This is a genomic window from Shewanella sp. SM101, assembly GCF_025654465.1.
Taxonomy (GTDB): Bacteria; Pseudomonadota; Gammaproteobacteria; order Enterobacterales; family Shewanellaceae; genus Shewanella; species Shewanella oncorhynchi.
In genome coordinates, this window is sequence record NZ_JAKKRH010000048.1 from 1 (window position 1) to 23,319 (window position 23,319).

A 23,319-nucleotide genomic window follows, 5' to 3' on the forward strand; every position below is an offset into this window, starting at 1 on the left:
TCAAGGCCAGTCAGCCCATGGGTTAAATAGGCGGTGACCCAGCGATTGACACTGGTTCTACTGACCTTAAGCATGCTTGCGATGGCGGTACGAGAATGACCTTCAGTGAAATGGAGTAAGGCAAGATAGCGCATACGTTTGCGTGCACTTTTCTCCGATTTTACTAAGGCTGCGATGTGGGGATGATTCATATTTTGTATGATTAAAAACTGATGACCAATTAGATCACATAATTAATATAATTGGTATCACTGGAATGACAGTGCTTAATCGCTGAAACAGAATGATGAACACCCTCTTTATGAATAATTAATACAGCCTTGGATTTGCTCAATTCCTACCCTAAAAACAAAGATCTGTTACCGAAAAGCTGGATTCCCGCCCACAAGCATTGTGGGAATGACAGTGCTTAATCAATGTCGTCATTACAATACAAGCGCAAAGCAAGATGCGGCAACATATCACTCACCTTATGGCTCTCGTCTTGTGGATCAAACGCGCAGGCGGGTTTTCTTCTGTTATAATGCCCCCTCGATTTTTTGGAGGCGAGAATGGACGTATCTTCTTTACTAGACGGCCTGAATGATAAGCAGCGCGAGGCTGTCGCGGCACCGCAATCTAGCATGTTAGTGTTGGCGGGCGCGGGCAGTGGTAAAACTCGGGTGTTGACCCACCGCATTGCGTGGCTGATGCAGGTTGAACAGCAGAGTCCTTACTCGATTCTTGCGGTGACGTTTACCAATAAAGCTGCGGCTGAGATGCGCGAGCGAGTTGAAAAAGTCGCTGGCACCAATATGGGCCGCATGTGGATTGGGACTTTCCACGGCTTGGCGCATCGCTTGTTGCGCACTCACTTCCAAGATGCGGGTTTACCGCAAAGCTTCCAAATTCTTGATTCTGACGATCAAGTGCGCTTGATCAAACGTATTCTTAAAAGCTTGAATTTGGATGAGAAACAATATCCTCCACGCCAAGCTCAGGGTTATATCAATGGTAAAAAAGACCAAGGATTACGCCCTAAACATATCGATGCGGGCGGTTTTCCGCTTGAGCAGAATCTGCTAAAAATCTATCAGGTCTACCAAGAGTCTTGCGACCGCGCGGGTTTAGTCGATTTTGCCGAAATCCTATTACGTGCCCATGAGTTATGGCTCAATAAGCCGCACTTGTTGGCCCATTATCAAGACAGATTTAAGCATATTTTGGTGGACGAGTTCCAAGATACCAACGCGATCCAATATGCGTGGATCCGTGTGCTTGCTGGTCAAACTGCCAATGTGATGATAGTCGGTGATGACGACCAATCGATTTACGGTTGGCGTGGTGCTCAGGTTGAAAACCTACATAGATTCTTAAAAGATTTTCCGACGGCGACCACGATTCGCCTCGAACAAAACTATCGCTCTAAGGGCAATATTCTTAAAGCGTCCAACGCCTTAATCGCCAATAACCCAGAACGTATGGGCAAAGAGTTGTGGACGGATGAAGCCGATGGCGATCCGATTTCGCTCTATTGCGCCTTTAATGAAATGGACGAGGCGCGCTTTATCGTCGGTCGAATTAATGATTGGCACGAAAAGGGCGGCAACCTCAGTGATTGTGCGATTTTATATCGTTCTAACGCTCAATCGCGGGTATTGGAAGAAGCCTTATTACACAAAGGTTTAGCCTATCGTATCTACGGCGGTTTACGCTTCTTCGAACGCCAAGAAATTAAAGATGCCATGGGTTACCTGCGGCTGATCAATAACAAAGACGACGATGCGGCGTTTGAGCGCGTGGTGAATACGCCGCCCCGTGGCATTGGCGATCGCACTTTAGATATTTTGCGCTCCACGGCGCGCCAGCATGAGTTAACCCTGTGGCAGGCGAGTGTGCGTTTACTCGATGAGAAAGTGCTTGCGGGTCGCGCAGCAAATTCTGTGCGTGGTTTCATGGACTTAATCATGACGATGCGTGAAGACACCCAAGATATGGTGCTGTATCGCATGGCCGATACGGTGATCCAAGCGTCGGGTCTTAAGGCCATGTATGAAGCTGAAAAGGGCGAAAAAGCCCACGCTAGAATCGAAAACTTAGAAGAACTCGTCACGGCGGCGCGTACTTTTGAGCTGCCAGAAGAGCTGGAGGACATGGGCGAACTTAACGGTTTCCTCTCCCACGCGGCGCTCGAAGCGGGCGAAGGCCAAGCCGATGCCTTTACCGATGCGGTGCAGCTAATGACGCTGCATTCTGCCAAAGGGCTAGAGTTCACTATGGTGTTCATGGCGGGTGTCGAAGAAGGGATCTTCCCGAGTAAAATGGCGCTCGAAGAGGGCGATAGACTCGATGAAGAACGCCGTCTCTGCTATGTGGGCATGACCCGTGCCATGGAAAAACTCTACATTACCTATGCGGAATCGCGGCGCATTTATGGCCGCGAAGATTACGCTCGGCCGTCGCGTTTTATCAAAGAGATCCCGCCGCAATATGTGGATGAAATCCGTCTTAAGGCGCAGGTTTCAACGCCGATGGCGAATAATCGTTTTAGCGCCCCAAAATCGGCTGCGACAAACGATACGGGTTTTAACGTCGGCCAACGAGTCAATCACCCTAAATTTGGTGAAGGTAAAGTGACCAACTTTGAGGGCAGCGGTGCCCAAGGGCGAGTACAAGTGAGCTTTACTGACTTTGGCAGCAAGTGGTTAGTGGTGGCTTACGCTCGGTTAGAGGCGCTTTAATACCAGCCCTGAACGCGATGAATGTCAGCTTTTTATGACACGCTTTCAGGGCGTAAATTCGCATCGGGAGAAGCATGGGTATATGATGCTAATCCTGAAACCGAGTGGAAATTTGAGGGTATTGGGAGTACCTAGTTAATGAATTTAAAGCAGAAGTGGGATGTGTATTCCCGTCTTACTCGAATCGACCGTCCCATAGGTACGCTATTGTTGATGTGGCCATGCTTGATGGCGCTGATGTTAGCGGCGGGTGGTATGCCCGATTTTAAGGTATTGATCATCTTTATTATTGGCGTGGTGATCATGCGTGCCTGTGGCTGCATTATTAACGACTATGCCGATCGCGATCTCGACTCTTTTGTGGAACGCACTAAATCTCGGCCGCTGGCCAGTGGCGAAATCAGCACGAAAGAAGCCTTGATACTGTTCGTCGTTTTAGGTTTATCTGCTTTTGGTTTAGTCCTATTACTCAATGGATTAGTGGTTAAATTATCCGTTGTTGGTATTATCCTCACGATCATTTATCCCTTCACTAAACGCATCACCAATATGCCGCAGATGTTTCTAGGCGTGGTGTGGAGTTGGTCTATCCCTATGGCTTACGCCGCGCAGACGGGTGAAGTGCCCATCGAGGCTTGGTGGTTATTTGCGGCCAATTGGTTTTGGACTGTCGCCTACGATACCATGTATGCCATGGTCGATAGGGATGATGATTTAAAGGTGGGCATTAAATCCACTGCAATTTTGTTCGGTAAATATGACCGCCAAATCATAGGTTTATTTCAGCTTGCTGCGCTGGCTTGTTTTATCGCCGCCGGTTGGAGTGCCGATCGTGGTTTACTCTATGGCCTAGGTTTACTGACTTTTGTCGGCTTTAGTACTTACCAGCAAATGCTGATCTTTGATCGCGAACGAGCCCCTTGTTTTAAAGCGTTTCTCAATAACAATTGGGCTGGACTCGCATTATTTGTTGGGCTGGGCGCCGATTATTTAGTTTAGTGAGCATCATTTTTGTTGTGGAAGATCCTGATGGATCATCCACTGATTCTGTGGCGCTAATATTTGTTCTAAATCAATCTGGTGGATGTTGTCTTGGGAGATGACCTTGATAACTGGGCTCACTCTGTGGGGATAAGGCGCACCTTCGAGTGCGCGTATTGCGAGATCGATGGCAATTCGAGCCTGCAATACTGGCGAGTCGCTGACCGTCGCGAGTAACTGTTTTTTCTGCACTAATTCTATGGTCTGTGCATTCGAGTAGAACGCGATGACCTTTCCCGTTTTATTCCTACGCCCGTCTAAATAGCGCGCCGCGAAAGTGGCGGCAACTGCATTGGCGATCACATAATCTACGCTTTGTTTTGCAAGTACTTTTCGCACTAAATCCGCTTGAACAAATAACTCAGTCGTGCCGTAACCGCCTTCAATTGTGTCGAACTCTTGTTTAGCTGCCGCCCGCCTAAATCCTTGTTCCGCCGCCATAACCCAAGAGGCGTCCTTAGGCCCTGGAAACCAGGCAACTTTAAGTTTCGCAGGCGCTTTATCGACAGGGTCTCGTTGCTGCGATGCAATATACTCAATCGCTGCCGCAGACATATCTTCAAAGCTGACTAAGGAGCGACTCGTGAGTTTGTCGGTCGCGATACCATTCACTAAATCAATAACAGGAATGCCCGCAGCAGAGAGTTGTTCGATATCCGCAATCAGTCCATCAGCCGTATTCGCAGCAATAATATAGGCTTGAGCTTTGAGGGCTTGGCAATCATAGAGTTGTTGTTTTTGTTGCTCAATATTGTCATATCCTCCAGCATCATAAATGCCGAGAGTTACACCTTGGCGTTCGGCTTCCTGCGATAACCCAAAGGCGACGCCCCACCAATATTGGTCTTTACCATGGGGAAGTAAGGCGCAGATCCGCCATGCTTTTTGGGCTTGAGTGAGTGGTGTGTATGCCGTTTTTTTGCCATCAGCAATCACATCGGCGGGATACCAAGTTGCCTGCACTGCAAAGGCGAAACTATAGAGGATTAAGGTGAGGCAAATCCTGAGGGAGTAAGCGAAGAATGCAGTAAAGTGCATAGGATCATCATGTTAAGTTAACAATAGATTAAGCATAGATGAATGATCCATAGTTGCTAAGTCGATGCTAAATAAAGCTGATTTATTCTTAATAACCAGTGTCATGAAGTGTTATGGTACTTTTATGATGGGCTACAGAGTGGTTGAAATTGTAGGGTCGTCTTACATTAGCAGGCTTTACGCTTTGACTTGTTCACTGAATGCTTAAGTTTACATTTCACGCTTAAGGCTTAATTGCCACAGCTGGTTTTCGCCATAGTGCTTAGTCTATAGTCATTGGGTTATAGTGGTTTTTTAGGATCAATTTCATGCTTAGGTAACAAGGAATCGTTATGTTTATTCCGTCAGGATTTGCACGAGTTAGCCCGTATATGATGATCGCTGATGCCGATAGTTTAGTGGTTTTTTTACAGCAAGCCTTTGATGCTAAAGCGCTACATATTTCCCGTCGGGCTGATGGCAAAATAGCTAATGCACAGATGCAAATCGGCGACTGTTTATTTATGTTGAGTGAGGCGAGTGAAGCTTTTACGCCTATGCCCGCATCCTATTATTTATATGTGGAAAATGCTGATAAAACGGTGGCTCAGGCACTCGCCTCTGCGGGTGAATTAGTGATGGAAGTGGCGAATATGCCCTATGGCGATCGCCAAGGTGGAGTGCGGGATCCCGTGGGCAATCTGTGGTGGATCTCCCACCGTTTAGCCGCGGGGCCATATCAGGATTGAGCATCAAGTGATAACAAGTCAAAGGAGGTGATGTATGCCGTGCCAGTTAACCCGATTATTTGGAATCGAATTGCCAATTATTCAAGCGCCGATGGCGGGTGTTCAGGGCAGTGCCTTAGCGATAGCAGTGTCGCAAGCGGGGGCGTTGGGATCTTTGCCCTGCGCCATGTTATCCCTCGAAGCCTTAGATACCGCCTTGACACATATTCGCACCCAGACGACTAAGCCCATCAATGTAAACTTCTTTTGTCATCACGAACCTGAACCGCAAGCAGCGAAACAAGCCGCATGGCTTAATCAACTCGCGCCTTATTTTTCTGAGTTGGGTGTCAATCCTGATAGCCAAACCGTGGGGGCGCAACGCGCGCCATATACCAGCACCCAGGCTGCAGTGTTAGCTAAATTTAAACCTGAGGTGGTGAGTTTTCATTTTGGCTTACCGAATGAAGATTTGTTGCTGGAGATAAAGTCTTGGGGTTCAAAAATCATTTCGACAGCGACAACTGTAGAAGAAGCCCTATGGCTTGAAGCGCGTGGTGCGGATGCCATTATTGCGCAGGGTTTAGAGGCCGGAGGTCACAGGGGGCATTTTTTATCCGATGATTTAACCGAGCAATTAGGCACTTTTAGTCTATTGCCGCAAATCATTGCCGCCGTTGATATTCCTGTTATTGCAGCGGGTGGCATAGTCGATGCCAAGACTGTGCGCGCCGCTATGGCGATGGGCGCTTCGGCGGTGCAAGTGGGGACGGCATACTTACTCTGTCCCGAATGCACCACCAGTGATATTCACCGCGCCGCCCTGCAAAGTGAGGCAGCGCAGCATACGGCTCTGACTAACTTATTCACTGGTCGACCCGCCCGTGGAATTATGAATCGTTTTATGGCAGAGCTTGGTCCCATCAATAATGCCGCACCGGATTTTCCGCTCGCCTCAAGTGCCGTCGCAGTATTGCGAAGCGCCGCTGAACAACAAGGATTTGGTGATTTTAGCCCACTTTGGTGCGGCCAAAATGCAACAGGTTGTCAGGCGATTCCTGCCGCAGAGCTGACGAGGCAATTGGCGTTAGGTTTGATGGTCTAATGCTCAGTTTGAGCGTTTTTAAGCCAGCATTGTATTCATGGTTTTATCCATCATGTTATTGATAAGCCAAGCTACTTTTTTGGGTTTGCATTATCGCATAGGCTTGGCTAGATCAACTGACAAGGATGTTAAATGCTAAAAATTCGACTAAGACGCCCAGCTAAATATCGAATTTATTTTCTCATTTTGATGATTATTGTGTATTGGCTTGGGTTTAATTTACTGCCAGAACAGTTAACGCAAACAAGTGAGCAGTTGTCCTTGGCACTCGTCAGTGCGCTATATTTTGTGTTGTTACCTCTGCTCTATTGGTATTGGATTATCAAAATTGGTGCGCAAAAAAGCTGGAGAATATTGGTTATTCTAAGTTTGAGCAGCCTAATGGCTCGCCTCAGCTACCCTCCTCAAATTGCAGAGTATTTCGAGTTTGTCGCTTGGCTGCGTTTCCCTATTATTGCGATATTGTTGCTCATCGAATTGTACTTGATGGTGAGTATTATTAAGGGATTGTGGCAGGCGAGGAAGGCTTCAGGCGATCCAAGATTAGCGATCATTGCTCAGTATGCTGAAACAGTGGAGCAAGAGAAAGGTGATGAGGCGAATGAACTTAGAACACTTAACATTAAGGGTGCAGCAAACACTGATTTTCCAAAGAATCAAATGCTTGACGATAAAAAGCTGACCTTAGGTTTAATACTCGCCACTGAACCCGCGAGCTGGTATTACGCTATTCCTTATTTTTCCCGTCGCCACCCTTTATCCATCACTCAGCTTAAGTTGCTCAGTGCCCAGCCTTGGCATGCATTAGTCATCATAATGTGTTTAATCGCTGCTGCCACTGTGAGTTACACACTAGTCGATAATATGAGTCATATTGCTGCCGTATTCGTTTCTGGTTTGATCTTGTATTCAGTGGTATTAATTGCTGCCAATTACCGTATCAGTCGTTATTACTCCCTGTATCAAAGCGAAGGTAAGCTCATTATCAATAATGGTATCTGGGGTTTTATGTCGATCGATTTAACCCAGATAAGTGAACTGAAATTGGGAACATTTTTGACTCATGTACAGCCACAGCAAATGGGGGGGAAATCGGTAGGTGATTCAACTGCAATCAATGCAACAGAAATATTGACGATAGGCCGCGGTGATACCGCGAATGTGCAGCTGATTTTTAAGCGGCCCCAAACTTATTATGGCGGCATGGGACAATTGCCTGAGCCGTTAAGTATGGTCAACCTCGTTGTAGATGATCCTCAAGTATTCGCTGATGCGTTTGGCCATATCCACAACTTGCAGAAAGCATCTTAGACTGGATTCATCATGATAGGATTGTATTTCAAGATTTTGATTTGTTTAGATATTAGATGATGCAATTCACTTAAATATCTGAATTAATCACTTTGGATATCAAATAATGTCATGAGTAAAGGCCGCGATAATTTGGGCATTGATATGCTCACCAAGGCTTACATTTTACATGGCTAAATTAGCGGCTTGTTAGTTTATACTCACTGTTTAAAGGTTGGCTGCTGGGTAGACTGTCGCTCCCTTTAATTATGTATTTTCTGTGTAAGTGACTGCAAATCACTGGCCCCATAGTCGTGGATGCAAGTGGTCTATCAATTTAAGGAAAACACTATGTTGTTACGTCAAATCATTGTTATGTGCCTTGCCGTCGTGAGTTTTGCTACGTTTGCGGGCGACAAAGCCTATCAAGATATTGCACTTAAAACCTATCCCGAACAGCAGCAAGTGACCTTAGGCAGCGTTGCGGGTGACAAGCCGATATACCTAAAGTTTTGGGCAACTTGGTGTCAGCCTTGTATGGAACAAATGCCACATTTTGAAGCCCTGCAAAAGAAGTATCAGGACAAGATTAATATCGTCGCAGTGAACATCAATATTAATGAAGAGCAGCCTAAGATCGCTGACGTTATCGCGCGCTTCGGGCTTACTATGCCTGTCTGGTTGGATAATGAAGGTGAGTTGGGTGTGGCTTTAGGCTTAGTCGGTACGCCCTATAGTGTATTAATCAATCGTGCCGGTGATGTGGTTTACACTAGCCACGAGTCAGACGCTAATTTAGATAAATTTATCGATATGTTGGCGAATGGCCAAGAGTTGACCGCCCAGACAACAGAGGCGCCCAGTGCCGAACAAACGGCTAAGTTACTGAAGCCTTGGGAACAAGGTGAGCATCTACTCTTTTTCACTGCAACTTGGTGTGATTGGTATTTGGCAGAGAGCCGTCCAGAAATGTCTAAAGAGTGTATTGCCGTCCAAAAAGGCTTAAATAATCTCGCGCAAAAAGTGCCGAATAAAGCGTGGCACGGTGTGGTCAATCACTTGTGGACAGACAATAAAGCGCTCGAAGATTTTAAGCAGCTTTATCAAACTCAAGTCGATTTTAGTATCGATGAATTAGGTGTGTTATTTAATCATTTTAAAATCCGCAATATTCCTACTTTACTGTGGGTTAAGGATGGTAAAGTTATTCAGCGTATTACCGATTTTAGCCAGCCAGAGAAAGTAGTTGAGCAACTTTCGGCTCAATAAGCTCATTCCAAATGTTAGGCCTTTGATAGATATCCAAAGGCCTTTTGTCTTCAAAGATTGAATAGATACACAGCTCAATATTCGGTGTTAAAGTCATTGCCCATGGGAAGCACTGCGCAATAAACTGATTCGTAGAACGAGTTGGTTAAGCGTTAACCTTGTTTGGTGTAATACAGAGTGTTTTCCATTTTATCGTTGAATTTTATTGTGGGGGGTTTTAGCACTATGACGCCGATTTTCAGTAATGCCGCTATTGGTCGTAGTTTGTTGGTTTTGCTCTTGTGTGCTGGCGTATTCTTTTTTATCGATTTTTTAGTGCCCGCCTTAGCTGCATTGATTGTGTGTTTTTCAAGTTGGCCTCTCTATCAAAAACTATTGGCAAAATGCGGTGGTCGCTCGGCGTTGGCGGCAACCATTGCCCTATGTTGTATTGTGCTCGGGCTGATTATCCCGCTGGTGTTTGTATTTTCCTATGCGTTACAAGAGATTAGGACTTGGGTTGATTGGTTGGTGTTTACTAACCAACACGGTTCGCCCGTGCCCTTGTGGATCAAAGATTTACCTTGGATGGGCGAATGGTTAACCCTGCAATGGCAGCAGTTTATTGGTGAACCCCATGAATTAGGCCAAATTATCAGTGCCATTAGTGGCCAGAATTTGAGTGGCATTTCCCGTTGGGTGCTGCAATTGGGTTGGAATACTTTAGGGTTGTTGTTGACCTTACTTTTTATGCTGATCACTTTGTTTTTCCTCTATAAAGATGGTCCGCAAGTGGCTAAACAGTTGGATATCGTGGGTGAGCGAGTGCTGCCTGCTCGCTGGCATAGTTTTTCCCGTGTGGTGCCTGCAACAGTCAGTTCGACCGTGATAGGTATGACGCTTATCGCAATTGGTGAGGGTATAGTGCTGGGGATTGCCTATTGGATTGCGGGAGTACCTTCGGCCGTGGCTTTTGGGGTGTTAACCGCCTTTATGGCCTTGGTTCCAGGCGGCGCGCCAACCATGTTTACCTTGATTTCACTCTACCTTGTCGGCACTGGCGATATGACGGCGGGGGTCGGCTTGTTTCTTTGGGGCAGCATAGAGTTGTTTATTGTTGATAAAACCCTGCGGCCCAATCTTGTCGGTGGGCCGATTAAATTGCCTTTCTTACCGACTTTTTTCGGTTTGATCGGCGGCGTAAAAACCATGGGTTTTGTCGGTTTGTTTGTTGGTCCAGTATTGATGGCCCTGCTGGTGGCTATTTGGCGTGAGTGGTTAAGGGAAGAGCCCGAAACGATAATGGGTAAACAGGAGGATAAATAGTCGCTAAAGCTTCATTTCTCTAAGGTATTTTTGCGCTCATCGGTGTAAAACCACCAAGGTTTAGGATCTTCACCTGCCATAAAACGGGTGATGGAGATAAACACATCGAGCATACAGGGGTCGTGTCTCTGGCCCGTTTTGTCACACAGCGTTTGATACAGCTCGTAGGGGTTTCTATCTAACAGCTGCTCAGGCTTATCTATGCCAAGCAAACGTAAATCCGCCGCACAGGCTTTGCCAATATTCGGTAAATCAGTTAATTGCTTAACCTCGGCACGCACGACTTTTGCTGGATTCATACGGATTGCCTCGTTAAAACACACGCTGAAAAGTCATTACTGCTGGATAATCGCTTAGGCGAGATAATTGCCTTGGCGAAATAAGAGCCTGCAAATAACAGGCTCTTAAAAAAAGCTATAAAATCTAGGCTTTAACCAGTGTTGTCAGATCCGCTGGTCGATAGTAAACCGATTTTAGTACCTTACCTTGGCGAACCACTTTACCTGCCATTTCCACATCTTTAGCGCATTTCGCTATGATGAAATCACCTTGCTGACTACCGACAATTTCAACACCTTGCTTGGCATAGAAGGCAATGGTCTCGGCCAGTTCTTGCTCGTTACGGCACACTTTACTCATATTGCTCGAGTGGACTTCATCCCAGCAGCTAATAAAGTCGATTTCACGGTTTTGAGCCACGCAAAGCAACAAGTCAATCAGGTAACTGATTTCGAGTCTGTCTGTCATTGCTTGCGCGCCTAAGTGCACTAGGCGGCCCATTAATACGTATACAGAATCGACGATGGCATCGGCCTGTTCGATACGGCTATCGGCTTCGGCAAGTTCAGTTAACTCCTCAATAATCAGTGAAGTATGTAAAGTGTCGGCCTTGTCATCTAAAGAATCAACATCATTAACGGGCAAGTCGAAGGTGCTACGAAACTCACTGATATCACGATATAAGTGGTCATAAATAGGTTGAGTTAAGCGGGTGAGTTTCATCTGATTTGCCTTGAAATAAAGAGTTTGGCGGCAATTTTAAAGAAATGCGTCGCAGAATACAAAGATGGGGTAGAGATAAAAATACCCGCAGTCAAATAGGCGGCAGCGGGTTTCGGCAAATTTTGGCGGATGACCGAACGAAGAAATATATTGTGAGTCTGTGTTACTTGGTGATTATTGGCTGTATTTTGCAATCAGTTGATCAAGATAAGGGCCAACGTCTTTATCAGCCCAATCGAGATATCCCCGCACAAAACCGACAAGATTACCTTTAGCATCAAAAATATAACTGGCGGGTACGACATTCGCGGGAATGATTTGTTCTATGTTTTGCTCCGGGTCAAGCCAAGTGGCATAGCCGCTAAAGCCATGTTGGTTAAGAAAAGGGCGTACATCTTTAGATTCTTCATCGATAGAGATTGGAATGATTGCGATATTCTTCCCTTTATACTGCTGCTTAAGCTTTTGGAGTTCTGGAATTTCCCTTAAACAGGGTGCACACCAGGTTGCCCAAAGATTGACTAAAACCAATTTTCCTTGGTGCTGTTTTAGGGTTTGGGTTTGTCCTGATTCATCAATAAAGGGAACTTCTGGTACGCCGCGTGCGTGCTGCATTTCTATAAAACCAGTCATCACAAGGGGCTTAGGGAGGGGCTCTCCCGTACTGTAGAGTTTATTGTCTAGTGAGTGGGCTGGGCTGTTATTAGAAAACAGACCCAAACACACGAGTAGAACAAAGGGAAAATATTGTAATTTCATCTGGTTATCCTTTACTTTTAAATAGTCGTTTGTGTTTTTCTACGGGTTACCAATGCGAGACACAACCCAACACCAAGCACTAATAACAGCAGTGGCCCAAACCAAAGTGCGAAGGTGGAGGCTTTAAATTCAGGTTGATAACGGATTTTTTGACCATAGCGTTGCACCATAAAATCGATAATCTCATCTTGGTTTTGCCCCTGTTCCAGCATCGAGAATATTTGTGCTTTGAGCTCGTGGGCGATTGGCGCCTGTGATTCAAATAGGCTCTGATTCGTCGCCATAGGGCAACGCAGCACTTTACTGATATCTATTGCCTGTTGCTGGTAGGAAAGGCTTGATATGGGCTGAGCTTGCGCGACGGATAAGCATGGGATCCCTATCCCACATAAGGTGATAGGGAGCAGTAAGACTAAAAAGCGCAATATTGGATTCATTAGGCAAGCGTCTCCTGTGGCTTGTGATGGGATAGGTTAACTAAGGTTGTTAAATCAGCTTGGTAGCTAAAATGGCGAGTAGGCCAAGCGGCAATCGCCCCACCTAGCATCATTAATATGGCGCCCAGCCAGATCCAACTCGCAAGGGGTTTATAGCTGATGCGGATAAGGTATTCGCTGTCACTTAATTGCAGCCCCATAGACACATAAATATCCCGCCAGAATCCATGATCGATACCCGCGTGGGACATTTCCATCCCATTGCTTTTAAAGGTTTGCCGTTGTGGTGTGATATAGCTTAAAACCCGTTCACCATTCGCACCATCGCGGATACTGATATTGGCCTGAATGGCGGTAAAGCTATTGGTTTCAACATTCTCTGTGCTTTCATAAACTAAGACATAACTCGCCAAAGGCTTACCTTGACCAGGCCCCATTCGCAGTAGGGCTTCCTGTTCAAAAAAGGAGACGGATGTCGCTCCAATAATAGTGATAGCCACCCCAAAGTGGGCGAATAGCATGGCTATAAACCCTTGTTTTGATGATTTAACGGGAGGATTTAAGCCGTGCTCATTGCGGTTTTGGGTTAATTGCCGGGCATATATTCGTCTACCTAATCCCGAGGCTGCCAATATCGTGAGCAATAAACACACTAGCAACCAAAGTGCTGCGGCAGTGCCAAGGAGTAAAAATAAGCTATTGCCCGAGGCGGCCTGTAAGCTTACCCAGCCAGCGACGGCTAATATCACTAGGCTAGGAATGAGCAAGGAAGCGATACGAGTCTTTGAGGCATTTTGCCATTGCACTATTTGCCATTGCACTAAGGGCGCAATGCCCATTAACAGGACAAGCAAGAAAGTGAGGGGGACAAATATAGCGTTGAAATAAGGGGCCCCCACTGAAAGTGTACCTAAATCGAGTAGCTCATAGATCAAAGGGTAAAATGTACCGAGTAATACGGAAAACCCTGCTACGACTAAGATAACGATCCCGAGCAGTAACAGCGTTTCCTTACTGAAAAGCGCGAAAGTCACATCCTGTTTTAAATGGTGGGCTTTGAGTGCAAAAATGAGTAACGCAGCCCCAACAAAAATCACTAATAAGCAGAGGATTGACATGCCACGGGTCGGATCGGCGGCAAAGGCATGTACCGATTGCACTATGCCGGAACGCACCAAAAAGCTGCCGAGTAAACTGAGTGAAAATGCCAATAAGCACAGCAGTAAAGTCGTGAGTTTAAAGCCATGAGTACGTTGAGTGAGAATGAGGGAATGTACTAATGCTGTTGCCACAAGCCAAGGAATAAAGGAGGCGTTTTCTACCGGATCCCAAAACCACCAACCACCCCAACCCAGTTCGTTATAGGCCCACCAAGATCCAAAGGCATTGCCGCCCGTTAGAAACACCCACGCTAATAATACCCAAGGTCGTAAATAGTTAGTTTGACGAGTATTAAAACCACCACCGAGCAGTGATGCTAACGCTGCGGCAAAGCAAACAGTGAGGCCAACATAACCAAGAAAGAGCATGGGCGGATGCAGTATGAGTCCTATGTCTTGCAAAATGGGGTTAAGATCTCGCCCTTCAATCGGAATGTTAGGTAATAAGCGGGCAAAGGGATTAGAGGTAAAGAGTAAAAATAAGTTAAAACCAAGGATCACTAATGCCAAAATGGCCAACAGTCTCGCAAAATACAGGGCGTCTTGGTATTTATCGCTGGCCTTATCTTGAGTGCAATCCGCCATCTTTATGCGATAACTGATGATCGCGCCCCAAAGGGCAATCGCAAATATCCAAAACAGCATTGACCCTTCGTGGCTGCCCCAAACGGCGGCCACTTTATAACCCAATGCTAATTGGCTATTAGAGTGGTTTGCGACATAAGCAACAGAAAAATCATCAGTCATAAAGCAATAAATTAAGCAAAGAAGTGAAACAAATACTGAGGTAAATATGGCTCTAAAGAGTGTAGGGCTTAATCCCACCAGATAGGCATTATTCTGCTTAACACCGATTAAAGTCAGTGCTGCAGAAAGTAATGCCAATACGCTGCTAATGATCAGTAATATATGTCCAATTTCTGGAAGCATAGTTGTCATTTATTATGCCTTAGAATAATGTGGTCGCGGTAATATAGTGTTTACAGTTAGCTATTTTACCCGTGTGGTTTTATATGCTGATTTTTATTAAATTCGCTCAGAAACTTGGGTTATTTTCTTGTGATTTTAAATTTACATATAAGACCTTATTGGGAAAAGTCAGTTTAATCACAAGGTTTAATCACTGTTGATTTTAAGAATAGTCGAGTTTCGCATTTAATAATGTGATCTTATTCGTTATTAAATCATTCCTTTTTACGCTTGATGTTTTTTTAAAAATAAAACGCATTTTTAGTTTTTTTTATAACTGAAATGTGCTTTTTAACTTCTAAAAAACAAATGACATTAATTTTGTAAGCTATTGTATTTTATTTGTTTTATTTGATTTTATTCATCTTGATTTATCAGCGGGAATTTAGTGTGCTCTAGCTCTGATTTTTAATGGTTTTTTGCCTCCACCATGCTGTAACTGGTCAATTGTTTATGTCGTTCAGTGAGCAGTTAGGTTCAGTGGAAAATATAAAACTAATGATAATTAGGAGTGAATGATGAAACGATGGAAATCCAAAATAGCACTCAGCGTGCTGTTTTGTTTAGGTACTATCGTCAGTGTGGCCGGAATAGCATCCGATGCTAAACCGGGCGAGGTAAAGCCTGGCTATGGTAATAAACAAATGAGTGCGGAAGCTCAGGGAATCATGGCTAATCCCGATCTAACACTAGAATCCCGTGGTGTAAGAACACTGCAGGATTATATTGTTCAGGAAAAAGAGTTGTTTGATTTTCTTTTTGAAAATCATCCGGTATTTAAATATGCCGAGCAAGGTCGTTTAAAAGGAACCTATAAGGTCAGTGACCGTGGTGAAGAATACTTACACGGTGGTGATAGCCAAAAATATAGCCAACATCAAGAGGGCAATCGCCCTATGGCATTGCAATATCGCCTCGGTGCCAAGTCGATTTTGGATTTCCCAAATAAGTTTGTTGGTCCTGAAAAATGTGGTGAGTGCCACGGTCCACAATATGAAAAGTGGAAACGTTCACGCCATTCAAAAACCTTACGCTTTCCGGGGAGTCATCCCGAAGTCGATAACGATTTAAACAAAACCATGTATGGCACTAAGGATACTTCTATCCTGCCAGACGGCATTACCCCTGATGCAATTTATGCGACTGTGGGAACACCAAGAACCAAATACGGCTTTATCGACAGCTACTTAGTACGCGGTACTTTCCATGTGAAAGACGGTTTACTCAAAGATGGTACTGGCACTATGGTCGCCGGCGGTAACCAATTCTCCCGTGGTTGGGCTGAATGGTTAACCCCTGAAATGGCGAAGAAAATTCAGAAAGTTATTCCTGAATTTCCAACTAAAATGGAAGATTTTGGCGCGAGTGGTTCACACCAATGGGGTATGAGCTCCTATGGTGCTAAATACGAGAAGGAATTCTTATTCCAACCTGCGAGTTCCTATTGCGAAATGTGCCACACCTTTAAGTTTGATTTTAAAACTAAAGATGAGTTTTTTGCAGCCCTTGGTAATCCTAAAGAGCTCCAAAAACATACAGTGTCACTCGGTATTACCTGTGAAGAGTGTCATGGCGCAGGTGGTCATTTAGACGGCGGTATCGGTGGTGGTATGCCTTCTAACTGTGAGCGTTGTCACCAGCGTTTTAACTTCGTAGAAGAACTTGCGCAAACCCCACAGGGTAAAGAAAAACTGGAATATGCCTTTAACGTGAAGATGAAATCTTCGTGCCCATCTTGTGGTACAGAAGGTTCGCAAATGTTTGCCTCATCTCACTACGATAAGGGTATGCGTTGTTCTACCTGTCATGATCCACACGAAGTGACTGATGGTGATTGGAAATCCGGTATTACTAAACCAAAACTCATCAAAGAATGTACCGATTGCCATACGGCACAGGCTGAAATTGCGAGTAATACAAAGACCCACAGTAAACAAACTTGTCAAAGCTGTCATATGCCAAACATGGGTAGTTGTGAAAACTTCACCGCGATCCAGTTCCCTGATATGGCCGGTTTCGACAACGTCCGTAAGTCGCACATGTGGAAAATCGATGTCGATCCATTGCGTAAGACGCTTAACCCACCTGAAGGTAAGTCTCGCGACTCATCCACTAAGGGCTGGACTGTGGCGAAGGACGAAAATGGCCATAACTACCTCGATCTGATGTGGACCTGTGCTCGTACTTCCGCTTCTGATCACGATGTAGTGGATAACAAAGGTTGCCATAGCCAATTCCAATCTAAGTTGGGTGAGGGTCTGCACTTTAAAGATCAACAGCAAATCTACGGCAAAGTTCAGAAGTGGCAAAAACCAGTGAAAGAAACCTATGCCAAAGTAGAAAAAGCCCTTATTAGCATCGATAAGTCGCCCAATATGGCGAAGTTATCGGTAGAAGATAAGACGCAAGTGCTGTTGTTGACCGATAAAGCTCAAGATGTCCTCAAGCTGATTAAAGCCGATGGTTCATGGGGTGTTCATGGTGCGCGTTACTCACAAAAACGCTTAGATGCCGCCTTGACCTATGTGACCCAAGCCCAAGCCATTATTGATGGTAATGCGCTGAGTGCGAAGAAAATATAGTTTAACTTGAGTCCTAGTCATCCCCGACACCTTTGGGTGTCGGGGAATATGAGAGCCTAATTATGCATAACATGCTTCGTCAAAGTGTAAGCCGAATATTGATGGTGTTGGCCTTAGGCGTGACTGCTATGCCAGTCATCGCCGGTGGTGGCTCAGAAATGTCTGAAGTGCCCTATAACGAAATCCAATTAAATCCCATTTCGATGATGGAAGCGGAAACCTTAGTCGGCAAACAAGGCGTTTATTTTTTCGACGTAAATACACTGGAGATATGGGCAGAAGGTTTTATCCCCGGAGCGGTTTTTTTCAATGTTCAGAATTGGAGAGAGTTACTTCCAAAGAATAAAGATGCAGTCATGGTGTTTTACTGCGCTAACCGCCTTTGCACCAGCAGCAATATGGCGGCGAGAGAAACCATGAAGCTAGGTTACACAGGTGTGCGTCATATGGCCGATGGTATTTATGGCTGGCGTATGTCAGGTCGAGTAACAGAAAAACCTTAGTAACACACAGGACCGATGTTTTATCGGTTTGGTTTGCAGGGCCAAAAGGCGAAACCCACAGGGTTAACATTGTAGAGAACATAAAATGAAAACACGTATGCCAACTTCTTTTATCCCCAAAAGCATCACAGTGGCGACCTGCGCCGCATTATTTGTTTCGGTAGCCAGTTTTGCTGGCACAAGTTTGAAAACCGATGCAGATAAAACCTCTTACAGCATTGGCGCTTCTATTGGTAATTACATTTCTGGTCAAGTCTACAACCAAGTTGAATTGGGTTCAGAGGTGAATGTCGACTTAGTCGTGCAAGGTTTTGTGGATGCGCTTAAAGATAAACAGCAATTAACCGACGAAGAAGTGCTGACCTACCTGAACCAAAGAGCAGAACAACTCAATGCCGCAAGAACTGTCGTTGCTGAAAAACAAATGGCAGAAACTAAAAAGGCAAGTGCGGCATATCTTGCTGAAAATCAAAAAAAGTCTGGCGTTAAAGTTACCGCCTCTGGTCTTCAATACGAAGTCTTAACCCAAGGTAAAGGTCATAAACCCAATCCAGAAGATGTGGTCACAGTGGAATATGTTGGCACTCTTATCGATGGGACTGAGTTTGAAAATACGGTTGGACGTAAAGAGCCCACTCGGTTTGCATTAATGTCGGTGATCCCCGCTTGGGAAGAGGGATTAAAGTTGATGCCTGTGGGGTCTAAATACCGTTTTGTGGTACCAGCAAGCCTTGCCTATGGCATTGAAGCTGTAGGTATTATTCCTCCTGAGTCAGCACTTATCTTTGAAATTGAACTGAAAAATATTGAGAAACCAAGCGAAATGAAAGAGATGAAAAATAAAAAGATGATGCCTGCACACGGTTAATCAGCCTCCTAAAACGAGTTGTTTGGAGAGTGAAATGGAGACTGGAATGGTGAGCTTAGGACTAGGCATTGGCATCAGTTTACTGTTGTTTGTTGCTTACATTTACTGGCAGCACATGCGTCTAAACCTAGTCATGGGAATCGCACAGTTGCCAAACATGTCGAGCAAAGTGCCCTTTGCGATGGGAATCGTCCTAGTGCTGCTTACCCTTGCTATCTACAGTCAAACAGGCCGTTTTAGGGATTGGGATCAAGGTCGGCTTGATGAAAATATTGATTATTTAGTGGCGGCCGAGATCACCAAAGCCAGTCGTTGGGCTCAGAGTGAGCCGCAAAACACCTTGGCACTTATGTCATTAGCTCAGGCTTACAATGCGGGAGGTTTGTACTCAGATGCGGTGCTGACCTTAGATAAATTACTTGAAATAGGGGGAGATGATGCCGAAGTGTTAGGTGCAAAAGCTAACGCGCTTTATTACCGCGAGCTTCGGCAAATGACTCCTGAAACCCAAGAGGTGATTGCCAAAGCATTAGCACTTTCTCCCTTTGAGCCTCAAACCCATATGTTACTCGCGGCAGATGCTTACTTGCATGCTCGTAACCAAGAGGCCATTGACCATTGGCTGCTTTTGCTCAAACACAATAGGGACAGTATCAACCGTGAAGCAATCAATAATGCGATTGCAAAAGCACAAAGCAAAATGAATGAAAGATGAAACCCGTTTCTATCAACCCTCGCCGTAAAGATCTGTCCCTGCAAGGAATCTGGCGAGGCGTTGATATTTTTATAAAAGGATAAATAGGATGAAGAAATACTATGCATTGTTGCTGTTAGTACCCTTGCTATTTGGCTGTAATAAAAGCGAGGCCACAGACCATGTTCATAAAGCCGAGATGATCCACGAGCATGACCGTTGTCATTTATGCGGCATGGTGATCACTAAATATCCCGGACCTAAAGGGCAAGTGCACCTCAAGGCTGAGAAAACGGTACCTAAGTTTTGTTCTAGCCGCGATATGTTTAACTTTGCATTACAGCCTGAAAATAAAAGACAAATTGATTACATGATGGTGCATGACGCGGGCACGACCGATTGGGATCAGCCAGACGATGGCGCCTTTATTGATGCTCAAAATGCCTTCTATGTTTACGGTACGACTAAGAAAGCTGTGATGGGACCTGCCGTTGCCCCTTTTAGTACCAAAGCTGCTGCCGAAGCCTTTGCTAAGGAATACGGTGGTCGCGTACTGAGATTTGATGACATCACCCTAGAACTGCTCGCGGGTGATAAATAAGGTTGTGATGATGAAGCTGCGTCTTGTCCTTATCTGGCTGCTGTGCTTTGCCTCTTTCGGTACTTGGGCAGCACTCATTCGGGTAACAGATACAGATTCACTCACTCTTGCCCTTAACAAAGCCCAAGCAGGTGACACCTTAGTGCTAGCCACTGGGGTGTATGAAGGCTCCTTTAAGGTGACGCAATCCATTTCGCTAAAGGGGGAAATAGGCGCGACATTAGATGCACTGCGCCAAGGCAGTGCGTTGGTCATTGAGGCGCCTCAGGTGAGTATTGAGGGGCTCAATATCCGCCACTGGGGACGGGATCTGTATTACCGTGATGCCGCCATTTTACTCAAAAAAGGGGCGGATAATGTGTTGATTAAGGGAAACCGCTTGGTGGGTGATGGTTTTGGTATTTATGGCGAACAGCTAAACTCGCCCATCATCACGGACAATAGCATTAGTGGTAACGGCGCCATTCATGTGCTTGATCGGGGTGATGGCATTTATCTCAAGCATGTTAATTCGCCACAAATTGACCGAAATCAGCTGATTTTTGTTCGTGATGGTGTGTATTTAGAGTCCGTTACCCACAGCCGCATTTATGAAAATCAATTCGCTAAGCTGCAATATGGCATTCACTACATGTATACCCAAGCCGACGAAGCGTGGCAAAACCAAGCGATTGCTGTCGATGGCGGTTATGCCCTAATGAATTCAACCCATATTTACCTGCACCACAACAGTGTGACTCAGGCGCGGGGCTTTGGCATTTTGCTCAATATTACTGAGGCATCCCATGTGCAAGCCAATGTCGCGAGTCAAATCCATAACCCTAAGGGCACTGTGGAGCTTGGCAATGAGGGGAAAGGTATTTTTATTTACGCTGCTCAACATAACCGTATTCAAGATAACGAGTTTAGCTACAGTGATACTGGGATCAGTATGGCCATGGGCGGAGAGGAAAATCGCCTTTGGCATAATCGTATTATGGCCAATCAAACCCAAGTCAAATATGTCGGTGAAAGCCAACTTGAATGGAGTTATCAGGGGCAGGGGAATTACTGGTCGGAATATCAAGGCTGGGATCTGAATGGCGATGGATTCGGGGATATTACCCATAGGCCGAATGACAGTTTAGATAAACTGTTTTGGCTTTATCCTGAAGCCAAACTATTGATGGAAAGCCCAGTTGTGTTGTTACTGCGCTGGGTGGAACGCCAATTTAAGCCCCAAGTGACAAGCGGTATAAGTGATAGTTTTCCCCTAATGCAAAGTGACGCGCACGTACTGATTGATGGAGGTTCGCAATGAATCATCAAACTATGACCTGCTCAGAAAATAAGCCTATAGCGAGTGCAGATGTGGTTATTAAAGCGACAAACATCAGTAAATGCTATGGCAAGTTTAAGGCTCTGGATGACGTGAGTTTTGAGGTGTTAGCGGGTCAAGTGATCGCACTCCTTGGGCATAATGGTGCGGGTAAATCTACGTTACTCAAGCTTATTTTGGGATTACTTACCCCCACAAGTGGCTTGCTCCAAGTTCAAGGTCATAGTGTGAGCTCCCAACAGGTGCGGCAGAGTTTGTCTTTAGGCTATTTACCTGAAAATGTGAGTTTTTATGACAATATGACCGCCAATGAGCTGCTGCGATATTTCGCTAAGCTTAAGGGCGTTGCCTTGCCTAAAGTGCATGAATTACTTGATGAATTTGGTTTAGAGGCCGCTAAAGATAAGCGTTTGAGTACTTTTTCTAAGGGAATGCGGCAACGTCTTGGACTCGCGCAGGCGATATTGGCTGAGCCTAAGGTACTGTTACTCGATGAACCGACAGTCGGCTTAGATCCCTTGGCATCGGCTTTTCTGTATCAAAAAATCGCTCAGCTCAGGGCGCAGGGTTGCGCCATTATTATCAGTACCCATGAGTTGGGATTAGTGCAAGATCAGATGGATCGCGCTTTGATCTTAGGTCGAGGACGAATGTTAGCTTCGGGAAGCTTAACCTCCCTGAGGGCGGCGACTCAGTTGCCAAATCATATCTTGTTGCATTTTCTATCTAATACTCAAAGGCAAGCATTGCTCGCGGATCCCATTTTAGCGGCATGTGTTAAGGCAAATGCGGGGCAGGGACTCACACTAGCCGTGCCACAGGAGCAAAAGTCAGCCGTGTTAAATCACTTATTACAAAAAGTGCCCGCGGGGGATTTTTCTATTGAACCTCCTAGTTTGCAGAGTGTGTTTCATCATTACATGGAAAGTCTTTGCCCCCTTCAGTCGCCAACAATGCCTACAAAGACTATTAACATAACAGATATAAATCAGGCGATTAATTTGGAATCAGTCCTATGAACCGTTCTGAGGTTTTGCACCATCGTTTAAGTGCCCTGAGCATAGTGAGCACCATAGCCGCCAAAGAGTTTAAGGATAATGTACGTAATCGTTGGTTATGGATGATGGCGGGAATCTTGTTGCTGCTATCTCTGTGTGTGAGTTTTATGGGCAGCGCTGTGTCCGGCAACTTAGTGGTATTTGAGCCTGCCCAAATCCTTTCTGGGTTAGTCACTTTATCGGTATTTATGCTCCCTTTAGGTGCGATTTTGTTGAGTTATGACAGCTTTGTTGGTGAAAAAGAATCCGGCACTCTGTTGTTACTGCTGACCTATCCATTAGCACGTTGGCATCTGGTGTGCGGCAAGTTTTTAGGCCATGCCTGCGTGATGACCATTGCCTGCATTTTGGGCTTTGGTTTAACAGGATTAATACTGATATCTCTGGGCGATACTCAGGCCCAGTTATCCATAGCTATCGGGTTTATCCATTTGATTATGAGTAGTATTTTACTGTCATTAGTGTTCGTGCTCTTGGGTTATTGGGTTAGCCTGTATGTGCGAGAAAAAGCCAAGGCACTGGGGATATTACTCATTTTATGGTTTGTGCTTGTGCTGGTTTATGATCTTATTTTACTCAGTGCTGTGGTTGGAATGAGTGAGATGTTTAATCGTACAGTATTCAATCTACTGATTTTGTTGAACCCTACTGATCTGTTCCGTGCTTTAAATTTACTCGCGACTCCCTCGGATACACTCGCGGCCAAAAGTAGTCTCACTCTGCTTGCTCAAACTGGTCTGGGCTTACCCTTAATGTATGGTTTGCTGGGTGGCTGGATTGGTGCATTACTTTTGTGTTGTTCTTGGATCTTTAAATACCAAGAAATCTAGTTTAGCGACCTCTGTATTAGTCTAACTTTGTACTTATTAAACAATGACTAAACTGAGTATAGA

Annotated in this window: 22 protein-coding genes; 15 read left to right on the forward strand and 7 right to left on the reverse strand. The window is 45.3% G+C overall.

Going from position 1 to position 23,319, the window contains the following annotated elements; genetic code table 11:
• The coding region (locus L5M38_RS19940; RefSeq protein ID WP_263177467.1) for a helix-turn-helix domain-containing protein at window positions 1-191 on the reverse strand (191 nt) is incomplete at its 3' end.
• Window positions 192-551: 360 nt separating this feature from the next.
• On the opposite strand from L5M38_RS19940, the gene uvrD reads away from it, so the two are divergent.
• Both uvrD and ubiA read left to right on the forward strand, forming a co-directional pair.
• Window positions 552-2,720 carry a DNA helicase II gene (gene uvrD / locus L5M38_RS19945; protein ID WP_131524222.1) on the forward strand — a complete coding sequence of 723 codons (2,169 nt, stop codon included), beginning with the start codon at window positions 552-554 and terminating at the stop codon, window positions 2,718-2,720.
• Window positions 2,721-2,858: 138 nt separating this feature from the next.
• Window positions 2,859-3,719 carry a 4-hydroxybenzoate octaprenyltransferase gene (ubiA, locus tag L5M38_RS19950; RefSeq protein WP_263148572.1) on the forward strand — a complete coding sequence of 287 codons (861 nt, stop codon included), beginning with the start codon at window positions 2,859-2,861 and terminating at the stop codon, window positions 3,717-3,719.
• Between the two features lie 6 nt (window positions 3,720-3,725).
• On the opposite strand, the gene torT is transcribed toward ubiA, so the two are convergent.
• Window positions 3,726-4,799, reverse strand: a complete 1,074-nt coding sequence (gene torT, locus L5M38_RS19955; protein ID WP_263180118.1) for a TMAO reductase system periplasmic protein TorT — start codon at window positions 4,797-4,799, stop codon at window positions 3,726-3,728.
• 332 nt (window positions 4,800-5,131) lie between these two features.
• Here torT and L5M38_RS19960 point away from each other — a divergent pair, with 332 nt between their 5' ends.
• From L5M38_RS19960 to L5M38_RS19980, 5 genes are all read left to right on the forward strand, one after another.
• Window positions 5,132-5,527 (forward strand): VOC family protein, encoded by a 396-nt coding sequence (locus tag L5M38_RS19960; RefSeq protein WP_198572000.1) that lies wholly within the window; start codon window positions 5,132-5,134, stop codon window positions 5,525-5,527.
• A gap of 34 nt (window positions 5,528-5,561) precedes the next feature.
• Window positions 5,562-6,611: an NAD(P)H-dependent flavin oxidoreductase gene (locus L5M38_RS19965; RefSeq protein ID WP_263143156.1), complete on the forward strand. Its 1,050-nt coding sequence runs from the start codon at window positions 5,562-5,564 to the stop codon at window positions 6,609-6,611.
• Between the two features lie 132 nt (window positions 6,612-6,743).
• Window positions 6,744-7,922, forward strand: coding sequence for a hypothetical protein (locus L5M38_RS19970; RefSeq protein WP_263180119.1), 1,179 nt, complete (start codon window positions 6,744-6,746; stop codon window positions 7,920-7,922).
• A 330-nt stretch (window positions 7,923-8,252) separates the two neighbouring features.
• Window positions 8,253-9,170 (forward strand): TlpA family protein disulfide reductase, encoded by a 918-nt coding sequence (locus L5M38_RS19975; protein ID WP_263180120.1) that lies wholly within the window; start codon window positions 8,253-8,255, stop codon window positions 9,168-9,170.
• A 225-nt stretch (window positions 9,171-9,395) separates the two neighbouring features.
• Complete coding sequence (locus tag L5M38_RS19980; protein WP_168827747.1) at window positions 9,396-10,475, forward strand: AI-2E family transporter; 1,080 nt, start codon at window positions 9,396-9,398, stop codon at window positions 10,473-10,475.
• A gap of 11 nt (window positions 10,476-10,486) precedes the next feature.
• On the opposite strand, the gene L5M38_RS19985 is transcribed toward L5M38_RS19980, so the two are convergent.
• The 5 genes from L5M38_RS19985 to L5M38_RS20005 all read right to left on the reverse strand — a co-directional run bounded on the left by L5M38_RS19985 (window position 10,487) and on the right by L5M38_RS20005 (window position 14,772).
• Window positions 10,487-10,774 carry a helix-hairpin-helix domain-containing protein gene (locus L5M38_RS19985; protein WP_168827746.1) on the reverse strand — a complete coding sequence of 96 codons (288 nt, stop codon included), beginning with the start codon at window positions 10,772-10,774 and terminating at the stop codon, window positions 10,487-10,489.
• A 124-nt stretch (window positions 10,775-10,898) separates the two neighbouring features.
• On the reverse strand, window positions 10,899-11,477 hold the full coding sequence (locus tag L5M38_RS19990; RefSeq protein ID WP_105250355.1) for a nucleoside triphosphate pyrophosphohydrolase family protein: 579 nt from the start codon (window positions 11,475-11,477) through the stop codon (window positions 10,899-10,901).
• A gap of 174 nt (window positions 11,478-11,651) precedes the next feature.
• Window positions 11,652-12,236, reverse strand: a complete 585-nt coding sequence (locus L5M38_RS19995; RefSeq protein ID WP_263169840.1) for a TlpA family protein disulfide reductase — start codon at window positions 12,234-12,236, stop codon at window positions 11,652-11,654.
• Between the two features lie 17 nt (window positions 12,237-12,253).
• The gene (locus L5M38_RS20000) at window positions 12,254-12,673 is read right to left on the reverse strand and encodes a cytochrome c-type biogenesis protein CcmH (RefSeq protein WP_028761784.1); all 420 of its coding nucleotides are present in this window, start codon (window positions 12,671-12,673) and stop codon (window positions 12,254-12,256) included.
• Window positions 12,673-14,772 (reverse strand): heme lyase CcmF/NrfE family subunit, encoded by a 2,100-nt coding sequence (locus L5M38_RS20005; protein WP_263180121.1) that lies wholly within the window; start codon window positions 14,770-14,772, stop codon window positions 12,673-12,675. The genes L5M38_RS20000 and L5M38_RS20005 overlap by 1 nt, the downstream gene beginning before the upstream one ends.
• 548 nt (window positions 14,773-15,320) lie before the next feature.
• Between L5M38_RS20005 and sirA the strand changes: the two genes are divergently transcribed.
• The 8 genes from sirA (at window position 15,321) to L5M38_RS20045 (ending at window position 23,256) form a co-directional block, all read left to right on the forward strand.
• Window positions 15,321-17,384: a dissimilatory sulfite reductase SirA gene (sirA, locus tag L5M38_RS20010; protein ID WP_113939219.1), complete on the forward strand. Its 2,064-nt coding sequence runs from the start codon at window positions 15,321-15,323 to the stop codon at window positions 17,382-17,384.
• A 62-nt stretch (window positions 17,385-17,446) separates the two neighbouring features.
• A complete protein-coding gene (locus L5M38_RS20015) occupies window positions 17,447-17,887 on the forward strand; it encodes a rhodanese-like domain-containing protein (protein ID WP_028761786.1) in 441 nt (146 codons plus the stop codon).
• An 85-nt stretch (window positions 17,888-17,972) separates the two neighbouring features.
• Window positions 17,973-18,755: an FKBP-type peptidyl-prolyl cis-trans isomerase gene (locus tag L5M38_RS20020; protein ID WP_263180122.1), complete on the forward strand. Its 783-nt coding sequence runs from the start codon at window positions 17,973-17,975 to the stop codon at window positions 18,753-18,755.
• A 34-nt stretch (window positions 18,756-18,789) separates the two neighbouring features.
• Window positions 18,790-19,470, forward strand: a complete 681-nt coding sequence (locus tag L5M38_RS20025) for a tetratricopeptide repeat protein (RefSeq protein WP_263180123.1) — start codon at window positions 18,790-18,792, stop codon at window positions 19,468-19,470.
• Between the two features lie 88 nt (window positions 19,471-19,558).
• Complete coding sequence (locus tag L5M38_RS20030) at window positions 19,559-20,050, forward strand: nitrous oxide reductase accessory protein NosL (RefSeq protein WP_219253156.1); 492 nt, start codon at window positions 19,559-19,561, stop codon at window positions 20,048-20,050.
• 10 nt (window positions 20,051-20,060) lie between these two features.
• A complete protein-coding gene (gene nosD, locus L5M38_RS20035; RefSeq protein WP_263180124.1) occupies window positions 20,061-21,350 on the forward strand; it encodes a nitrous oxide reductase family maturation protein NosD in 1,290 nt (429 codons plus the stop codon).
• Window positions 21,347-22,387, forward strand: a complete 1,041-nt coding sequence (locus L5M38_RS20040) for an ABC transporter ATP-binding protein (protein ID WP_263180125.1) — start codon at window positions 21,347-21,349, stop codon at window positions 22,385-22,387. The genes nosD and L5M38_RS20040 overlap by 4 nt, the downstream gene beginning before the upstream one ends.
• Window positions 22,384-23,256: an ABC transporter permease gene (locus L5M38_RS20045; protein WP_263180126.1), complete on the forward strand. Its 873-nt coding sequence runs from the start codon at window positions 22,384-22,386 to the stop codon at window positions 23,254-23,256. The genes L5M38_RS20040 and L5M38_RS20045 overlap by 4 nt, the downstream gene beginning before the upstream one ends.
• The last annotated feature ends 63 nt before the right edge of the window (window positions 23,257-23,319 follow it).

What these genes read in the sequence shown, in the direction of transcription:
- uvrD (WP_131524222.1), top strand. Translation starts at nt 552, where the DNA reads ATGGACGTATCTTCTTTACTAGACGGCCTGAATGATAAGCAGCGCGAG.
- ubiA (WP_263148572.1), top strand. Translation starts at nt 2,859, where the DNA reads ATGAATTTAAAGCAGAAGTGGGATGTGTATTCCCGTCTTACTCGAATC.
- torT (WP_263180118.1), bottom strand. Translation starts at nt 4,799, where the DNA reads ATGCACTTTACTGCATTCTTCGCTTACTCCCTCAGGATTTGCCTCACC.
- L5M38_RS19960 (WP_198572000.1), top strand. Translation starts at nt 5,132, where the DNA reads ATGTTTATTCCGTCAGGATTTGCACGAGTTAGCCCGTATATGATGATC.
- L5M38_RS19965 (WP_263143156.1), top strand. Translation starts at nt 5,562, where the DNA reads ATGCCGTGCCAGTTAACCCGATTATTTGGAATCGAATTGCCAATTATT.
- L5M38_RS19970 (WP_263180119.1), top strand. Translation starts at nt 6,744, where the DNA reads ATGCTAAAAATTCGACTAAGACGCCCAGCTAAATATCGAATTTATTTT.
- L5M38_RS19975 (WP_263180120.1), top strand. Translation starts at nt 8,253, where the DNA reads ATGTTGTTACGTCAAATCATTGTTATGTGCCTTGCCGTCGTGAGTTTT.
- L5M38_RS19980 (WP_168827747.1), top strand. Translation starts at nt 9,396, where the DNA reads ATGACGCCGATTTTCAGTAATGCCGCTATTGGTCGTAGTTTGTTGGTT.
- L5M38_RS19985 (WP_168827746.1), bottom strand. Translation starts at nt 10,774, where the DNA reads ATGAATCCAGCAAAAGTCGTGCGTGCCGAGGTTAAGCAATTAACTGAT.
- L5M38_RS19990 (WP_105250355.1), bottom strand. Translation starts at nt 11,477, where the DNA reads ATGAAACTCACCCGCTTAACTCAACCTATTTATGACCACTTATATCGT.
- L5M38_RS19995 (WP_263169840.1), bottom strand. Translation starts at nt 12,236, where the DNA reads ATGAAATTACAATATTTTCCCTTTGTTCTACTCGTGTGTTTGGGTCTG.
- L5M38_RS20000 (WP_028761784.1), bottom strand. Translation starts at nt 12,673, where the DNA reads ATGAATCCAATATTGCGCTTTTTAGTCTTACTGCTCCCTATCACCTTA.
- L5M38_RS20005 (WP_263180121.1), bottom strand. Translation starts at nt 14,772, where the DNA reads ATGACAACTATGCTTCCAGAAATTGGACATATATTACTGATCATTAGC.
- sirA (WP_113939219.1), top strand. Translation starts at nt 15,321, where the DNA reads ATGAAACGATGGAAATCCAAAATAGCACTCAGCGTGCTGTTTTGTTTA.
- L5M38_RS20015 (WP_028761786.1), top strand. Translation starts at nt 17,447, where the DNA reads ATGCATAACATGCTTCGTCAAAGTGTAAGCCGAATATTGATGGTGTTG.
- L5M38_RS20020 (WP_263180122.1), top strand. Translation starts at nt 17,973, where the DNA reads ATGAAAACACGTATGCCAACTTCTTTTATCCCCAAAAGCATCACAGTG.
- L5M38_RS20025 (WP_263180123.1), top strand. Translation starts at nt 18,790, where the DNA reads ATGGAGACTGGAATGGTGAGCTTAGGACTAGGCATTGGCATCAGTTTA.
- L5M38_RS20030 (WP_219253156.1), top strand. Translation starts at nt 19,559, where the DNA reads ATGAAGAAATACTATGCATTGTTGCTGTTAGTACCCTTGCTATTTGGC.
- nosD (WP_263180124.1), top strand. Translation starts at nt 20,061, where the DNA reads ATGAAGCTGCGTCTTGTCCTTATCTGGCTGCTGTGCTTTGCCTCTTTC.
- L5M38_RS20040 (WP_263180125.1), top strand. Translation starts at nt 21,347, where the DNA reads ATGAATCATCAAACTATGACCTGCTCAGAAAATAAGCCTATAGCGAGT.
- L5M38_RS20045 (WP_263180126.1), top strand. Translation starts at nt 22,384, where the DNA reads ATGAACCGTTCTGAGGTTTTGCACCATCGTTTAAGTGCCCTGAGCATA.